The sequence below is a fragment of the Mesorhizobium sp. C089B genome (genome assembly GCF_030323125.1).
In the GTDB taxonomy this organism is placed as follows: Bacteria; Pseudomonadota; Alphaproteobacteria; order Rhizobiales; family Rhizobiaceae; genus Mesorhizobium.
This window is the reverse complement of record NZ_CP100469.1, coordinates 893,663-909,165: the sequence shown is the minus strand read 5'-3', so window position 1 is coordinate 909,165 and position 15,503 is coordinate 893,663. Positions and strand designations below refer to the sequence as shown.

Here is a 15,503-nt window from a genome sequence, read left to right as displayed (position 1 = left end):
CCGGGGTCATCGCCTGTGTTTGAGGCGGACGAGGAGCTACTCACGGTTGCTTTCCGCCGATGCGACCATGATGCGTCGGTCCACCGCCTCCCGGAACACGCACGCAGGAGAGTGTTCCCTCAAAGGAGGGATCGCTGCCGGTCGCCAGCACGCCGGCATTTGTCACCCAAAGCATCTCGCCCGAGAAGACGCAGTTGGTCGTTGCCTTGCCGCAGACGAAGAAACCTTCCGCTGTGCCGTTGGGCTTCAGAACGTGAATGCCGTTGGCGGCAATATCCGTGACATAAAGGCGGCCATCGGCTCCGACCTTCAGCCCGTCCGGGATCGGATTGGGCCCAGGCAAGCGGCCCAGGTCTTCGACGCAACCATCCGGACGCTGCCGCTTGACGCGCCCCGTATAGGACTCCCCCCAAATGATCGAGCCGTCGGCTTCGATCGCCACACCATTGGGGAAGGTCGGCTTGTCGAAGCCGAGAGCAAGGTACGCACTGCCGTCGGGGTTGACGGCAAAGATGTAGCTTGGGTCCGGATTCCCCGGGTTGTATGTGCCGGGATCGCTGAAGATGAGCCGGCCGTCAGCAGCAAATACAAGATCGTTTGGCCCATTGAGCCGAATGCCCGCGACTTCGCTCAGCAGGATTTCCGGCTTTCCGCCATCGGCAACCCGCTGGATCGATGGCGTCGTCATGTCCGCGGCCCGCCAAGGTCCGGTCGTGCCGCCGTTCTGGCAGACATAGAGCAGGTCATCCGATCCGAGAACGCAGGCGTTGGGCGCTCCGGCAACATACGCGAACTGGCGAGCACTTCCGTCGCGATCTATGGCCGTCAGCTGGCTGCGATAGCTTTCGACGATGACAATTCGGCCATCGGGCAGCACCGTCGGGCCCTCGGGCCAGCCAAGGCCGGTCGCGACAACCTCGACGGCCAGCTTTTCAACCTCGTTCATCGTGCGACCCCCAGAACGGCAGCCTATCAAGATTTGTCGGGTATAATCCAGCCTGACGATCTGGCGGTCACCGGACCCGGCGACTCGAAAGATAGCCAGGCTGACGTGCGCGTTGCTGGGCCCCCCCTAGGCCGGCCCCCACCCCGGCGCCGGTGAACCCCGACGGGCGGAGGCCTATGGCTACAGCGCGAGCCGATCGGTGTCTACACAGCTCGGTAGCACTGGCTTGCTCCTCCAGGTTGCGTGGCAGGATTAGGTGCTGCTGAGGCCAGCGTGCAAGGAACAAGTGCAGGTGGAGAAGGTTGAATCTCAGTTCCTCTCCCTCTACCACTCACAAAGTCCAACAATTCTCTGCTCCGCTGCCAGGCGCTCTGGAGCCCGAGCGTTTGCAGGGCGTGCGTGTGGCCAAAAGCTGGGGAGCGCCGCAGCGCCCAGGCGTGCAAATTGCTCTCTGAACGCCGATCCTTCTCCGAAGCTGGGGAGTAGCCCCAAAATCCAACAGCAATATCATGCCTCAACGGCGGTTTTGCCACTGCCAGTTTTGCGGTTCGCTCGCCTGTCAAAAGGGACAGTCTTTCGGGTCACGATCCGGAGTGGGTTTGCCAAGGCTCCCGGAATCGAGGTGGCCCACTTTTGCGTCGGGGCTCCGCCACTCTTCAGATCAACAGCAACCAGCACCAATACGCACCAATCACCATTTGCACAGCGAACGCGGTGAACCTGAGACTGACCGCGAGTTGGCTGGTTGAGACGAGGTGGATCACCGACTGCACTATACGTGCGCCTAACATCGTGGAGGCCAAGGGATCCGTGACATCTGTCTTTGAAATGATGATCGCGACTCCGAGCAGACCTCCGAAGATTGGAAGCCCTTCAATGCAGGCACGGGCTAACCTCCGCATAAACGGGGAGAGGGCTCCGTTATCTGGCGTAAAGCCGTTTGCCGGGACTTGCCCAGAGATCACCAGGTAGCTCCGGATAACTTCCATCACGATCAGCAGGGCCAGCGCCCACGAGATGAAGCCAGTCAATGCGTAAGCACTCGCCGACATGTGCCCTCCCCGTTGCTAGCACTCTAGGTCGTTGTAGCCGATCAACTAGTCCAATGCTATTCGACGAGGAGGGGCGGCCTGTAGTGGGGCCGAAACGGAATAGCAGCTTTTGGACGTTGTGCCCGGAATAGCTGCCGTTCAGCCAATCAGCAGTGATTGACCGCTTTCGCCCTTTAGCGACCCTTCCGCGCCAGATCAGTCGATGCTTGAAGCTGCCATTCGCAGAGTGAAAGCGGCGTCGAGCATGGTCAGAAAGGCGCGCACGGCGGGGTTGGCGCGTCGGCTTGCCGGCCAGAGCACGGTGACATTGTTTCGCTCGACCGCGAACGTGGACAGCACTGGGACCAGTTCGCCGCGCTTCACATAGGGAGCAGCCATGAAGGAGGCGCCTATGCCTATCCCACCGCCGGCTGCCAGCATGATGAGCACGGCATCGCTGGCATCGGCGACCACACCGGAATTGGGCACGATCTCGATTTCACGGTCGCCAATCCGGAAGGGCCAGCGAAAGGCCTGGCCTGTGCTCTGATATCGAAGGTTGACGGTGTCGTGCCCTTCCAGGTGATCGGGATGGGTCGGTGTGCCGCGTTCCTCGAGATAGGCTGGCGAGGCGAAGCAGCAAAGCCGATGGGGTGCGAGCTTGCGTGATAGTAGCCGGGTGTCAGCCAGATCACCGATGCGTATGGCGACATCGATCCCTTCCTCGATCATGTCCACCATCTGGTCACCCAGCCTGAGATCGACGATCAGGTTCGGATGGAGCCGACGGAAAGCCGGTAAAGCCGGAGCGATCAGATGGAGTCCGATCGGCAGCGACGCGGCCACGCGCAACGTGCCCGATGGTTCGGAGCGCGCGGTCATTGCCGCCTGCTCTATTTCCTCCGCCTCGCGTAGCAGACGCAGCGCGCGCTCATGCAGGTCGCGCCCTTCGGGCGTGAAGGTGAGCGAGCGCGTTGTACGGGTAAACAGCGACACTCCTAAATGCCGCTCGAGCCGCTGGACGCTCTTGCTGACCGCCGACGGGGAAATCGACAGCGCGCGCGCCGCTGCCGTGTAGCTGCCCAGCGATCCCGCACGCGCGAAGGCGATGATGCCGGTGAGCCGATCCAAAGTGATATGTTCCGCCATGGCATTACTTAACCGCCATCGGCACCGATTATCAACCGGCGGTCATGCCGCTAGATTCGCTCCAATGACATGGATGAGCGGAGATTTCACCAATGAGCGATAAGATGAAGGCAGTCCGTCTGCACGCATTCGGTGGTCCCGAGATGCTGGTGTACGAAGACGCGCCTAGGCCGGGTGTGAAGCCCGGCGAGGTGCTTGTCCGAGTCCAGGCGGCCGGGCTTAATCCGCCCGACTGGTATCTGCGGGATGGCTATCGCGCACTGCCGCCAGAATGGCGACCCAACGCGTCCTTCCCACTGATTCTCGGCACGGACGTGTCGGGCGTCATTGAAGCGATTGGCGCTGACGTCGCTGAGTTCAGCATCGGTGACGAGGTCTACGCAATGGTTCGCTTCCCCGATAACTTGATGACGGGTAGCAATGCCTACGCGCATTATGTCAGTGTGCCGGCATCGCATGTTGCGTTGAAACCAGCCGGCATCGACCATATTCATGCGGCTGGTGCGCCGATGTCGCTTCTGACGGCATGGCAGTTCTTGATCGAACTTGGCCACGACGAGCCGAATCCGTTCCAGCCCTTACCGCATGAGCCGGTGCCCCTCGACGGCAAGACGGTGCTCATCAATGGTGCCGGAGGCGGTGTCGGGCATCTGGCCGTCCAGTTGGCGAAATGGCGGGGCGCTCGCGTCATCGCGGTGGCATCGGCCAAGAACGAGGCGCTGATGCGCGATCTCGGCGTGGATCAGTTCATCCACTACAAGACAACCGCGGCGGAAGATGTCGTCCGAGACGTCGACCTTGTCCTCGACGCGGTGGGCGGCGCGAACATGGAGCGGTTCTTCCAGGTTCTGAAGCCGGGCGGCGCACTGTTCCTGGTCAACCCGCTGGGCTTCGCTGGTCACGAGGAGACAGAGAGGCTGGGGATCACGGTCTCATCCACACAGGTTCGATCCAATGGCGCGCAGTTGGCAAAAGCCGCCCGCCTGCTCGACGACGGCATTGTGCGCGTCGTCATCGACAGCACATTCCCGCTGGCCGAGGCATCGCGCGCGCATGAGCGCGCCGCCGACGGCAGTATTCAAGGCAAGATCGTGCTGGCCGTCTGAATTGTTGCTTTCAGTCGCCCGACCATCGGGAGTGCAGACGGTCGGGCGGGATTACGCCGTTCAGCCGACGAAGACCACCGACCGACGTCCGGCTAAATCGTGCTCGACTACAAGTGCCGCGATGGCTGCCGCGATCTTCGCGCCGCCTTGCGCTGACGGTTCGATAGGATTGGCGAAGTCCGCGTCCTCATTCGATACCAAGCGCAGGTCGACGAGCGGCAAACCGCGCGAGAACGCCGCCCGGGTGATGACGTCGTTGAGGACCGTCAGGGCAGTTGCGGCAAGTCTACGACGCTGTGGGTCGGGAAAGCGCGCCTCGTAGATCGTGCAGACAGCGGTGGGTAGGTTTTGGCCCAGCGCCCCCTCGAGCATCGTACAGTAGTCGTGCTCGAATTCCTCCCGGATATCGCTGATCCTGTCCAGAACCTCGGCCACAGAACAGGCCCCCTGCTCCAGAATCCCTGCATGACGAAGAGCATCATTGCCACCGACGCTGACGACAAGATGGCTAGCATCCTGGGGGAGCCGTTCAAACTGCCGCTCGACGCCGCTTGTGACGGCGCCGTCGACGGCGTTTAGCGTTGCACGCCACCCCTCCGGCAAGCGCTCCCGCAGCTGCCGCACTACGTCGGGCCCGTGCGCGACATAGGCAGCGTTGTCAAAGATCGAATCCCCGAGAAGGACGACGTGTGGCATCGGATGCTCCGTTGAGGCCTCTGCAATGCTGCATCAGCAGAGGAGGTAAGGTGGTGGGTTGTGACCGCGGCAGCGAGCACGGTCAGGAGATCACGGCGAGTCAGGCCACCTGCAGAACGGAACGGCATCTCAGCCGTCCAGGAACGCCAGAAGCGCGGCATTCACCGCGCTGGCCTCTTCGCGCTGTACCCAATGCGTTGCCTTCTCGAACGTCTGCAGGCCCCGATCGTTGCAAAAGGCCAGACTGCGCTCGGCCAGGCCATATTCCAGAGCTTGGTCCTGCATCCCCACAGTACAAGGGTCGGTGTCCTGATCCGCTGCTTCAGGCTTGGGCGGAAGCGCAGCGCCCGATACCAGTTGAGCATGCCGGTCAGCGCCCCCGGCCGTTCCCAGGCCTGCCGATACTCTGCGATTTCCTCCGCCGTGAAGGCATCTGTTCGGCTGGATTTGATGAGCGCCCGTGCCAGCAGAGCCGAGTGCCCTGCTCCCAGAACAGCCTCCGGCAGCAAGGGGAACTGGAAGAAGGCCGCATAGCTGCTCCGCAGGAACTGGGTCGGAGATCGCAAGGAATGGGCAAGCAGCACCTCGGGATGGGGCGCGTTCAGGATGACGAGCCTTTCCAGACGGTGCGGCAGCTTTGCGCCTGCCGCCCAGGCGACGATACCGCCCCAGTCATGACCGACGAGGTGAAACCTTCCGATGCCGAGCGCGTCGGCGATGGCAACGACATCGCCGACGAGCTTGGGAGCGTGTATTCACGGATGGCTTTCGGCTTGTCACTGGTGTTGTAGCCCCTCTGGTCGGGGACGATGACCCGGAATCCGGCGGAAGCGAGCGCATCGATCTGCCGTCTCCAGCCGATCCAGAAGTCGCCGGGAGCAGTCTGTCCCGGTCCAGCCGCTAGGCTGGCAGCAGCGGCGGCGTCGATCAGAGTTAACATCTCGCGGAGTTGACGAGGAGTTCTGATAAGCAAGTTTCAATTTCGCGCTTTTTCCCGCAAATTCGAGAGCGTGAGGAATTGAAACCATTCGTTGATGAATCAGGCGTTTTCGCCGGCCTGTCACGCCGGAGGTCGCGGGTTCGAGCCCCGTCACTCGCGCCATTTCTCCTCAGGAGAAATGTGACATAATCGTCTAAAATCATGGTCTTGCATGTGGAAATTCAGATCCGGTCGGATCTGAATTCGGTCTCTCCCGCAACGACGTCACCCCTTGGCCAGCAGCGCCTCGACCTCCTGCAGCGTCGGCATGGACGGCGCGGTGCCCGGCCTTGTCACCGAAATGCCGGCGACGGCGCAGGCGAAGCGGACGGCTTGCAGCGGCTCCACGCCTTTGGCGAGTGCGGCGGCCAGGCCGCCATTGAAGGCATCGCCCGCACCGGTGGTTTCGACCACCGGGCCGGCATTGACCACCGGGACATGGTCGGACCGAGCGGCCGTGTGCAGCAGCGCGCCTTTTTCGCCGAGCGTGATGATGACCGAGCCGACGCCTTTTTTGAGCAGGCTGTCGGCGGCGCGGCGAGCGTCGTCGATCGAAGAAACCTTGATGCCGGTCAGTTCCTCGGCCTCGGTTTCGTTGGGGGTCACATAGTCGCACAGCGTGTAGATGCGGTCCGGCAGCTTGGCCGCCGGCGCCGGATTGAGAATGGTGGTCACCCCTGCCCCGCGCGCGATCTCGAGTGCGCGCAGTGCCGCGTCGATCGGCTGTTCGAGCTGGGTGACGAAGACGCCGGCGCCACGGATCAGGCCGGCATTGGCCTCGATGTCTTCAGACGAGATCAGCATCGCCGCACCCGGGCTGACGATGATGGCGTTGTTGCCGGTCGTCTCCTCGATGAAGATATAGGCCGCGCCGGTATAGCTTTGCGGCGTGTCGATGACGGCGGATTTCACGCCCGCCTCTGCCCAGGTCGCCTTGGCCATGTCGGCGAAAGCATCGACGCCAAGCCGGGTCAGGAAAGTGATGTCGGCGCCGAGCTTGCCTGCCGCCACCGCCTGGTTCGAGCCCTTGCCGCCAGGTCCCAGCTTGAAGGAATTACCAAGAATGGTTTCACCCATGCGCGGCTGTCGATTGGCCCGGTAGGCGGTGTCGGCGACGAAAACGCCCAGAATGACGACAGGTTTGCCCGACGCCATGGCCCTACTCGGCGTCCGGCGGCACGACGCCCTTGCGAAAGGCGAAGCAGCCATAGAAGCGGCGCTCGCCGGTCTGGATGACGCAATAGGCTTTCTTGGCGCGCTCGTAGAAGGCGTAGCGCTCGACCGAGATCATCGGCCAGGCCTTGCCCTCGGCCTTGTCGATCTCCTTTTGCACCTCTTTTTGCACCGGCGGAATTTCGTCCGGCTTGCCGACGATCTCCATGCGCGCGGCCGCATCGTCGACGAAAGTGTCCAGCGGATAGAGCGACAGCACCGCCTTGACCACATCGGCCGCCGAGGCGTCGATGTGCAGCAGCTTGCCGAGCACGGTCTGCTTTGCCACCGAATCGGCGGGGAAATTGGTGTCGGCGATGATCAGATCGTCGCCGTGTCCCATTGCCCTGAGCGCCTGGAGCACATCGGCATTGAGCAATGGGTTGATCCCTTTGAGCATGGCAGTCCTCGTCAAACAGGTTTGGTCAAAGTCGATTGGAAATCAGAGCCGGTTGCCGGTCTCGGCGTCGAAGAGATGGACCTGGTCGAGGCGCGGCTTGAGATTGAGCGTGTCGCCGGGCTTGAAGTCGTGGCGCTCGCGAAACAGCGCCACCATCTCGCCGCTGTCGCCGAAGCGCACGAAGACCAGCGTTTCGGAACCCGTGGGTTCGACCACCGAGATCTTTGCCGGCACGCCGTCGGGATGGATTTCGAGATGCTCGGGCCGCACGCCATAGACCACGGCCTGGCCCTCCTTGGCGGCGCTGCCGGCAGCAATCGGGAACAGCGTGCCTGCTATCTCGACCTTGTCGCCCTTGCGCACCACGCCTTTGAGCAGGTTCATCGACGGCGAGCCGATGAAGCCGGCGACAAACAGATTGGCCGGCCGGTCGAACAATTCCAATGGCGCGCCGACCTGCTCGATACGGCCATCGCGCATGACGACGATCTTGTCGGCCATGGTCATGGCCTCGATCTGGTCGTGGGTGACGTAGATGGTGGTGGTCTTCAGCCGCTGGTGCAGTTCCTTGATCTCGGTGCGCATCTGCACGCGCAGCTTGGCGTCGAGATTGGAGAGCGGCTCGTCGAACAGGAAGACCTGCGGATTGCGCACGATGGCGCGGCCCATGGCGACGCGCTGGCGCTGGCCACCGGAGAGCTGGCGCGGATAACGTTTCAGGTACGGATTGAGGTCGAGAATGTCGGCGGCGCGCTTGACCCGCTCGGCGACCACGGCCGGATCGGTCTTGCGCAGCTTCAGCGCAAACGCCATGTTCTGCTCCACCGTCTTGTGCGGATAGAGCGCGTAGTTCTGGAACACCATGGCGATGTCGCGCTTGGCCGGCGGCAGATTGTTGACGATGCGCTCGCCAATGGCGATCGTGCCGCCGGAGACGGTCTCCAGCCCGGCCACCATCCTGAGCAGCGTGGACTTGCCGCAGCCCGACGGGCCTACCAACACCACGAACTGGCCATCGGCGATATCGACGCTGACCTCGTGCAGGACCTTGACGGTTCCGAACGCCTTGGCCACATTGCTGATCGCGACTTGAGCCATCGTCCCCCCTTTTCTCGCGGTGAAGCTAGCCATTGCCAACGGCAAGGGCAAGTCGGTATGTTATCGATAAAAAGCCATTCGTGTTGACAAGGTAATCGATTACGCAAATATTAGCTGTTGCCAATCCGGCAGTCGGATTTTTATCCGAAAATCGGAGCTCCAGGCGACGCAGGGTGGGGTCCCACGTCCCCGTATGATAAAGGAGAACCGCCGACGTTTCGGCGTCGGAGGGATTGGCATTTAATTCACGACTGTTGTTCTGGGAGGAATAGATGAGAGTCGGTCTGTACGAAAAACTCGTCCGCGCGGGTGCCACCCGGCGTGACATACTCAAAGGCGCGGCCTCGATGGCCGCGATCGCCGCCGCATCGGGCGCTGGGCTCGGCGCTTTCACCCGCCCGGCTGAAGCCGCCAGCGAGCTACGCTCCAAAATTCTGCAGATCCCCGGCGTCGGCAAGGGTCAGCCGACGGATGCCGATTTCCAGAAGGTCGGCGAACTCTGCCTGGAAGCCACCAAGGCCAACGTCAAGGAAGGCGAATTCGCCGGCGTCGAGCTCACCTTCATGGGCCTCAACAACCAGAACCTGCACAATGTGCTGTTCCGCGGCTTCCTGAAGCCGTGGGAGGCCTATACCGGCGCCAAGATCAGCTGGATCGACCTGGCGCAGGCCGACTACAATGCCCGCCTGCAGCAGTCGATCGCCACCGGCACCGTCGACTTCGACATCATCGAGATGGGCGCGCCCTTCGAAGGCGATGTCTGCGGCAAGGGCCTGACGTCCGAGATGCCCGACTGGGTCAAAGAGCAGATCGACATGAAGGATGTCGTGGCCTATCTGCAGCCGCCGGTCGGCACCTGGGACGGCAAGCAGTACCGGATCACCGTCGATGGCGATGCGCACAACTTCAATTACCGCACCGACGTTTTTGCCGATGCCGACCTCGCCAAGGCGTGGAAGGACGGCGGCGCGGCCACCGAATGGGGTGTGCCGAAGACCTGGCAGGAAGTCCAGGCCGTCACAAAATTCCTCAAGGGCAAGAAGTTCAAGGATCAGGACGTCTTCGGCTATCTCGATGCGCCCAAGGCCTGGGGCGGTTTCGGCTTCTACTTCCTCGGCAGCCGCGCCACCGCCTATGCCAAGCATCCCGACGACAAGGCCTGGCTGTTCGATGCCGACACGATGAAGCCGCGCATCAACAATCCGGCCTGGGTGCGCGCCATCCAGGACGTCATCGACGCGCTGCCGTCGGAGCCCGCCGACCAGATCAACGCCGACCCGAACACGACAGCCTTCCAGCAGTTCCTGGCCGGCACCGGTTCGATGGTCACCTGGTGGGGCGACGTCGGCTCCAACGTCAAGACCAACGATAGCTCGGTCATCGGCGACGTCACCGGCTTCTCGATCCTGCCGGGGTCCGACGACGTCTACAATGCCAAGACCGGCGCTTGGGACAAACTCGCCAGCGGCCCGAACTATGCGCCGAACTGCGCCTATCTCGGCTGGGGCGTCTACGTCATGGCCCGCGTCGATACGGACGAAAAGAAGAAAAAAGCGGCATGGTCGGCCGCCGCTCATCTCGGCGGCAAGGACCTGTCGATCTGGACGGCGATGTATCCGTCCGGCTTCCAGCCCTACCGCAACTCGCATTTCGACATTCCCGAATGGGTGGCGGCAGGCTACGACGAGGCGTTCATCACCTCGTATCTGAAGTCGGAAGCCGACAGCTACAACCATCCGAACGCGGCGATCGAGCCGCGCATCCCCGGCATCTTCCAGTACTATTCGGCTGCCGAGGACATTCTGGCCAACACATTCGCCGGCAAGATGAAGGCGCAGGAAGGCGCCGACGCCATTGCCGCGGCCTGGGAGAAGCTGACCGACCAGATCGGCCGCGAAAACCAGATCAAGCTCTACAAGGCCTCGCTCGGCGTGTAGGCTGATCCTATCGTGACAACAGGTTCGGCGGTGCAAGCCGCCGGACCTGACCGGCTCGGGCCGGTCGCAGGCTTGATTTTTAAACGGACGGGGACGCGTGGCTGACCAGACCACCAATGCATGGCCGGCCAACGCCGGCCCAGCCGATCTGATCTCGCCGGCCCGCAAGCGGGCGGGTTTTGCCCTGATGGCGGCCGCCACGCTTGGCCTGCTGGCGGTGATCGCGTTTGAGATCCTCTACAAGAACGAGATCACCACGCTCGGCTTCGAGACCTGGCGTCCGATCGTCTACGCCTATGTTCTGTGGGGCGTGGCGCTCGGCATCGGCCAGGTGCTGACGCGCGGCGAGGACGGCCAGCGCGCGCTGTTCCTGCTGCCGGCGCTGCTGTTCACCATCGCCATGGTGATCTTCCCGACGCTGTTCGGCTTCTATATCGCGCTGACCGACTGGAACCTGTCGTCCTTTTCCGGCCGCAAGTTCAACGGGCTCGACAATTTCTGGCAGATGCTGGCCGATCCCTACTACCGCAACGCGCTGTTCAACATGGTGCTTTATGTGCTCGCCGTGCTGGTTGAGTATGTGATTGCCTTCGGCCTGGCGCTGCTGCTCAACGCGCAGATCCGGGCGCGCAAATTCTTCCGAGTCGTCTTCCTGATGCCGCTGATGCTGTCGCCGGTCGCGGTATCCTGGATGATCGGCAAATCGCTGATGGAGTACCGTTTCGGGCCGGCGGCGACGCTGGCGCGCCATCTCGGCTGGGAGAACCCCGCCTTCTTCTCCAACCCGATCACCGCCCGCATCTCGATCATGGTGCTCGACGCCTGGACCTTCATCCCGTTCATGATGATCATGCTGCTTGCCGGCCTGCAGGCGATGTCGCGCGACGTGCTGGAAGCGGCGCGCGTCGATGGCGCCACGCCCTGGCAGACTTTCTGGCAGGTCACCTTCCCGCTGATGCTGCCGGTGTCGGTCACGGCGGTGATCCTGCGCATCATCTTCAAGTTGAAGCTCGCCGACATCATCATCACCGTGACCTCCGGCGGGCCTGGCGGCGCCACCGATTCGGTGTCGAGCTTCATCTACCGCGAATACCGCGACCGCTCGAATGTCGGCTACGGCACCATGCTGGCGATGGCCTATCTCGTCATCATCGTCGTGTTCGTGACCTGGCTGTTGAAATTCGCCAATCGCTTCGTGCGCAACGTGAACTGACGAGGCACAATGAGCGTCCAGACCACCGACTATACTGCCTCGGAAATCCGCTCACCGCTAGGTTTTCTGGCCAATCGCATCTTCATCTATGGCGCGCTGGCGTTCTGGGCCTTCATCTGCCTGTTCCCGATCTACTGGACGATCACCACCTCTTTCAAGACCGCGGTCGACGTCACGCAAGGACACCTCATCCCGTTCGTCGACTTCCAACCGGACTGGAAGGGCTGGCGCTCGCTCGGCCTGTCGCCGGATTCGATCTTCCAGACCTCGACGGTGCGGGAGGAGTTTTTCAAGCGCTTCATGAATTCGGTCATCACCTCGGTCGGCGCATCGAGCCTCGCCATCGTCATCGGCAGCCTCGCCGCCTATGGGCTGACCCGGTATCGCTATCAGTTCGCCTGGTTCAAGAACGAGGACATCTCCTTCTTCTTCCTGTCGCAGCTGATCCTGCCGCCGGTGGTGCTCGCCCTGCCCTTCCTGGTGCTCTACCGCGAGGTCGGCCTGCTCGACACACGCATCGGCCTGATCCTGCTCTACACGCTCATGGTGCTGCCGATCGTCATCTGGATCATGCGCGACCAGTTCAACTCGATCCCGGTCGAGCTCGAGGAGGCAGCGCTGGTCGACGGCCTCTCGATCTGGGGCGCCTTTTTTCGCATCGTCATGCCGATTGGGCTGCCAGGCATGGTCGCCGCTTTCATCCTGGCGATGGTGCTGTGCTGGAACGAGTACTTTTTTGCGGCACTCCTGACCTCGACCGACGCCAAGACCATCCCGGTGATGGTGGCGAGCCAGACCGGCTCGCAAGGCATCAACTGGTGGTCGATGGCGGCGCTCGCCACCGCCGCGATCGCACCGCTGGCGGTGATCGGGATTGCGCTGGAGCGCTATCTGATCATGGGCATGACGGCGGGGGCGGTGAAGTAGGCGAGAGGCAGCGTGCCCCTCTACTGTTGACCTCGGCGGGACAGCACCCCCCTCTGGCCTGCCGGCCATCTCCCCCGCAAGGAGGGAGATCGGCAGCTTTGGCTGCATCGCTTTTCTTGCGACGTAGGTGATTGGCGAAAGCGGAAATGACATCTGATCTCCCCCCTTGCGGGGGAGATGTCCGGCAGGACAGAGGGGGTGTGAAGGATCGCTACAGAGCGACTTTGTCTGCTAGCGCCCCAATATCGCCCTCAGGTGATCCATGATCATCGCCACACCCTTTCGCCCCAGCTCCGCCGAGGCCTCCGGCGCACTGGCCGTATACCACGCGGTATTCTCGCCAAAACGCCCGGCATCGACCGCTTCCGGACACAGCGCCAGCATCAGCGACGTCTCGCCGATGCCGGCATGATCGAACGGATACTTCCCGTTCATGGCAGCCGACATTAGCGGGTGCACCTGCACCCAGTTGAAGAAATTCTCGCCGGCGGCGTGCCCGGCATAATAATCGGCCATCTCGTCTGAGCCCCACCAGCCCTCGCCGCGCTGCTTCTCGAGGAAGCGGAAGATCGCCTGGCGGCCGGCGGCCTTGAAGGCGAGATCGGTCGGCATGCCGGCGGCAAAGTTCTCGGTCTGGTGGTGGATGATGGCGTTGATGTTACGAAAGCCGATGCGCAGCAGGCTGTAGAACAATTCTTCGGCGAACGGCGCCAGCTGGTTGCCGCCGACCTGCACCGAGCCGTTGCCTTCGGGTGCTGCCACCACATAGCTCGCCGCACCGTAGTAGAAAGCCGGCAGAATGACGATGTCGGCCTCCTTCTCGTAGAGCTCCAGCGTCTTGATGACGGCCAGCGTGTCCATGCCGACAGCCATGTGCTCGCCGTGATATTCGAGCACGCCGAGCGGGAGAGCGACCGGCCAGTTCTCGGCGATCGCCTTGCGGATCTGGTGCGGCAGCATCAGTTCGTAGCGCATGATCTATTCCATGTTGGTGTGGCGGGCGCGCATGGCCTCGGACGACTGGCCGGTCAGCGCCTTGAGCTTCAGCACCATGACCTCGAACAGCAGGAACAGCGCCCCTTCGAAGACCGAGCCCATCGGCAGCAGCGATGTCTTTTGCGGCCCCTGGTCGCGCGCCATGGTCTGCGCCGGGATCAGCAAGGTGAAGTCGGCAAGGGCGACCGCACTGCTGCTTGCCTCGGCGGTGAGCAAAAGCACGGTGGCGCCGGCCTTGCGGGCGACTTGCATCAAGGTGAGCACCGTCGTCGTCTCGCCCGGGCCGGAACTGACCAGGAAGACATCGGCTGCGCCAAGCGGTGGCGTGTTCATGTCGCCGACCACCGACACCTCAAGCCCGAGGTGATAGAGGCGCATGGCGAAACCCTTGAGCTGCAAGGCCTCGCGGCCGCAGCCATAGACGACGATCTTTTGCGCGCGGGCCAGGGTTTCGCAGGCGGTGTCGATGCCGGCTTCGTCGACGCGCGCCAGTACGGCGCCCAGCTCTTGCAGGGCCGTCGAAAACATATCCGAGCCGGCATTCGCCATGAGAGTCCCATCTGTCCGGCTGGGTTGTGGCCGGTGATTTCGGGTTGCGCGCTTTCGGAAAAGGCTTGTTTTTTGTTCATGCTATCACCGCGAAAATGCCTGTCCAACGGCCATGGCGGCTTTTGCTGAGCCAGCGGCGTGATAGTGTCATGTCAGACAATCAATCCAGGAAATCAGCACGACATGAAGACACGGCATTTCGACCGCATCGGCAATGGCGGCCTCGACTTCACCGAGCTTGGCTTCGGCAGCGCGCCGCTCGGCAACCTTTACCGCGCCGTCCCCGACGAGGATGCCAACGCGACGCTGGAGGCGGCGTGGGCGACCGGCTGCCGTTACTACGATACCGCGCCGCTCTATGGCCTGGGCCTTGCCGAAACACGGCTCAATGCCTTCCTGCGTGGTAGGAAGCGCGACGACTATGTGCTGTCGAGCAAGGTCGGTCGCCTGTTGCGCGCCTGCCCGCCGGAGGAACGAACCGGCATCGGCAAGTTCTTCGACACACCGACGCGCAAGGAGGTCTACGACTACAGCTACGACGGCGTCATGGGCTCGTTCGAGGCGTCGCTGGAACGGCTTGGCGTCGACCGCATCGACATCCTTTTCGTCCATGACCTCGACATCTTCACCCATGGCAGCAAGGAGGCGTCAGACCAGCGCATCGAGGAATTCATGGCCTCGGGCTACAACGGACTGGTTGCGCTGCGCGACCAGGGCGTGATCAAGGCCTTCGGCGGCGGCATCAACGAATGGGAGGTTTGCCAGACGCTGGCGGAGCGTGGCGACTTCGACCTGTTCCTGCTGGCCGGGCGCTACACGCTGCTGGAACAGGAAGCGCTTGCCACCTTCCTGCCGCTCTGTGAGCAACGCGGCATCGGCATCGTTCTCGGCGGTCCTTACAATTCCGGCATCCTGGCGACTGGGCCGAAGCCAGGCGCCTATTACAATTACTCCGAGGCGCCAAGGGACATCATGGATCGTGTCGGGCGCATCGAGGCCGTCTGCCAGCGCCATGGCGTCAGGCTGATCGAGGCGGCGCTGCAGTTTCCGCTGCTGCACCCTTCTGTGGTGTCGGTCATCCCCGGCGGCCAGCGGCCGAGTGAAGTCGAAAGCAACCGCGCCCTGCTCGATGCCAAGCTGCCTGCGGCGCTGTGGGCGGACCTCAAGCAGGAAGGCCTGATGCGCGCGGATGCGCCGGTGGGCTGAAGGCTCGCCTCAGCGGGCTGACGGCCTGCCGCCATCGAGGCAAAAGAAAAGCCGGGCG

General features: G+C 62.7%; 16 protein-coding genes and 1 pseudogene. 5 read left to right on the top strand and 12 right to left on the bottom strand.

What is annotated here, in order from left to right:
- Positions 1 to 40: 40 nt before the first annotated feature.
- The 3 genes from NLY44_RS04560 to NLY44_RS04550 form a co-directional block, all read right to left on the bottom strand.
- Complete coding sequence (locus NLY44_RS04560) at positions 41 to 946, bottom strand: SMP-30/gluconolactonase/LRE family protein (protein WP_023689454.1); 906 nt, start codon at positions 944 to 946, stop codon at positions 41 to 43.
- 656 nt (positions 947 to 1,602) lie between these two features.
- Positions 1,603 to 1,998, bottom strand: coding sequence for an MAPEG family protein (locus NLY44_RS04555; protein ID WP_023689455.1), 396 nt, complete (start codon positions 1,996 to 1,998; stop codon positions 1,603 to 1,605).
- Between the two features lie 195 nt (positions 1,999 to 2,193).
- Positions 2,194 to 3,126: a LysR family transcriptional regulator gene (locus NLY44_RS04550; protein ID WP_023689456.1), complete on the bottom strand. Its 933-nt coding sequence runs from the start codon at positions 3,124 to 3,126 to the stop codon at positions 2,194 to 2,196.
- A gap of 92 nt (positions 3,127 to 3,218) precedes the next feature.
- Here NLY44_RS04550 and NLY44_RS04545 point away from each other — a divergent pair, with 92 nt between their 5' ends.
- On the top strand, positions 3,219 to 4,232 hold the full coding sequence (locus NLY44_RS04545) for an NADP-dependent oxidoreductase (protein WP_023689457.1): 1,014 nt from the start codon (positions 3,219 to 3,221) through the stop codon (positions 4,230 to 4,232).
- A gap of 60 nt (positions 4,233 to 4,292) precedes the next feature.
- Here the strand turns inward: NLY44_RS04545 and NLY44_RS04540 are convergent, their stop codons facing one another.
- The 7 genes and pseudogenes from NLY44_RS04540 to NLY44_RS04515 all read right to left on the bottom strand — a co-directional run bounded on the left by NLY44_RS04540 (position 4,293) and on the right by NLY44_RS04515 (position 8,617).
- Positions 4,293 to 4,928: an SGNH/GDSL hydrolase family protein gene (locus tag NLY44_RS04540; RefSeq protein WP_023805130.1), complete on the bottom strand. Its 636-nt coding sequence runs from the start codon at positions 4,926 to 4,928 to the stop codon at positions 4,293 to 4,295.
- A gap of 129 nt (positions 4,929 to 5,057) precedes the next feature.
- The gene (locus NLY44_RS04535) at positions 5,058 to 5,213 is read right to left on the bottom strand and encodes an alpha/beta fold hydrolase family protein (protein WP_286456723.1); all 156 of its coding nucleotides are present in this window, start codon (positions 5,211 to 5,213) and stop codon (positions 5,058 to 5,060) included.
- A 59-nt stretch (positions 5,214 to 5,272) separates the two neighbouring features.
- Positions 5,273 to 5,629 (bottom strand): annotated as a pseudogene (locus NLY44_RS04530) (alpha/beta fold hydrolase); the annotation flags it as partial.
- Positions 5,530 to 5,868, bottom strand: a complete 339-nt coding sequence (locus tag NLY44_RS32915) for an alpha/beta fold hydrolase (protein ID WP_353654458.1) — start codon at positions 5,866 to 5,868, stop codon at positions 5,530 to 5,532. The gene NLY44_RS32915 and the pseudogene NLY44_RS04530, both read right to left, overlap by 100 nt.
- Positions 5,869 to 6,132: 264 nt before the next feature.
- A complete protein-coding gene (gene rbsK, locus NLY44_RS04525; protein WP_023805129.1) occupies positions 6,133 to 7,062 on the bottom strand; it encodes a ribokinase in 930 nt (309 codons plus the stop codon).
- A gap of 4 nt (positions 7,063 to 7,066) precedes the next feature.
- Entirely contained in the window at positions 7,067 to 7,519 is a 453-nt protein-coding gene (locus tag NLY44_RS04520; RefSeq protein WP_023669431.1) for an RbsD/FucU family protein, read from the bottom strand.
- A gap of 42 nt (positions 7,520 to 7,561) precedes the next feature.
- Positions 7,562 to 8,617 (bottom strand): ABC transporter ATP-binding protein, encoded by a 1,056-nt coding sequence (locus NLY44_RS04515; protein ID WP_023697414.1) that lies wholly within the window; start codon positions 8,615 to 8,617, stop codon positions 7,562 to 7,564.
- Between the two features lie 272 nt (positions 8,618 to 8,889).
- Between NLY44_RS04515 and NLY44_RS04510 the strand changes: the two genes are divergently transcribed.
- From NLY44_RS04510 to NLY44_RS04500, 3 genes are all read left to right on the top strand, one after another.
- Positions 8,890 to 10,554: an ABC transporter substrate-binding protein gene (locus tag NLY44_RS04510; protein WP_023669429.1), complete on the top strand. Its 1,665-nt coding sequence runs from the start codon at positions 8,890 to 8,892 to the stop codon at positions 10,552 to 10,554.
- 97 nt (positions 10,555 to 10,651) lie between these two features.
- Entirely contained in the window at positions 10,652 to 11,767 is a 1,116-nt protein-coding gene (locus tag NLY44_RS04505) for a carbohydrate ABC transporter permease (RefSeq protein WP_023689462.1), read from the top strand.
- Positions 11,768 to 11,776: 9 nt separating this feature from the next.
- Positions 11,777 to 12,694 (top strand): carbohydrate ABC transporter permease, encoded by a 918-nt coding sequence (locus NLY44_RS04500; RefSeq protein WP_023805128.1) that lies wholly within the window; start codon positions 11,777 to 11,779, stop codon positions 12,692 to 12,694.
- A gap of 231 nt (positions 12,695 to 12,925) precedes the next feature.
- On the opposite strand, the gene NLY44_RS04495 is transcribed toward NLY44_RS04500, so the two are convergent.
- Together NLY44_RS04495 and hxlB are read right to left on the bottom strand one after the other, a co-directional pair.
- Positions 12,926 to 13,669 (bottom strand): creatininase family protein, encoded by a 744-nt coding sequence (locus NLY44_RS04495; protein ID WP_023805127.1) that lies wholly within the window; start codon positions 13,667 to 13,669, stop codon positions 12,926 to 12,928.
- Positions 13,670 to 13,672: 3 nt separating this feature from the next.
- Entirely contained in the window at positions 13,673 to 14,239 is a 567-nt protein-coding gene (hxlB, locus tag NLY44_RS04490) for a 6-phospho-3-hexuloisomerase (protein ID WP_023805126.1), read from the bottom strand.
- Positions 14,240 to 14,422: 183 nt separating this feature from the next.
- Between hxlB and NLY44_RS04485 the strand changes: the two genes are divergently transcribed.
- A complete protein-coding gene (locus NLY44_RS04485) occupies positions 14,423 to 15,445 on the top strand; it encodes an aldo/keto reductase (RefSeq protein WP_023805125.1) in 1,023 nt (340 codons plus the stop codon).
- Positions 15,446 to 15,503 lie beyond the last annotated feature (58 nt).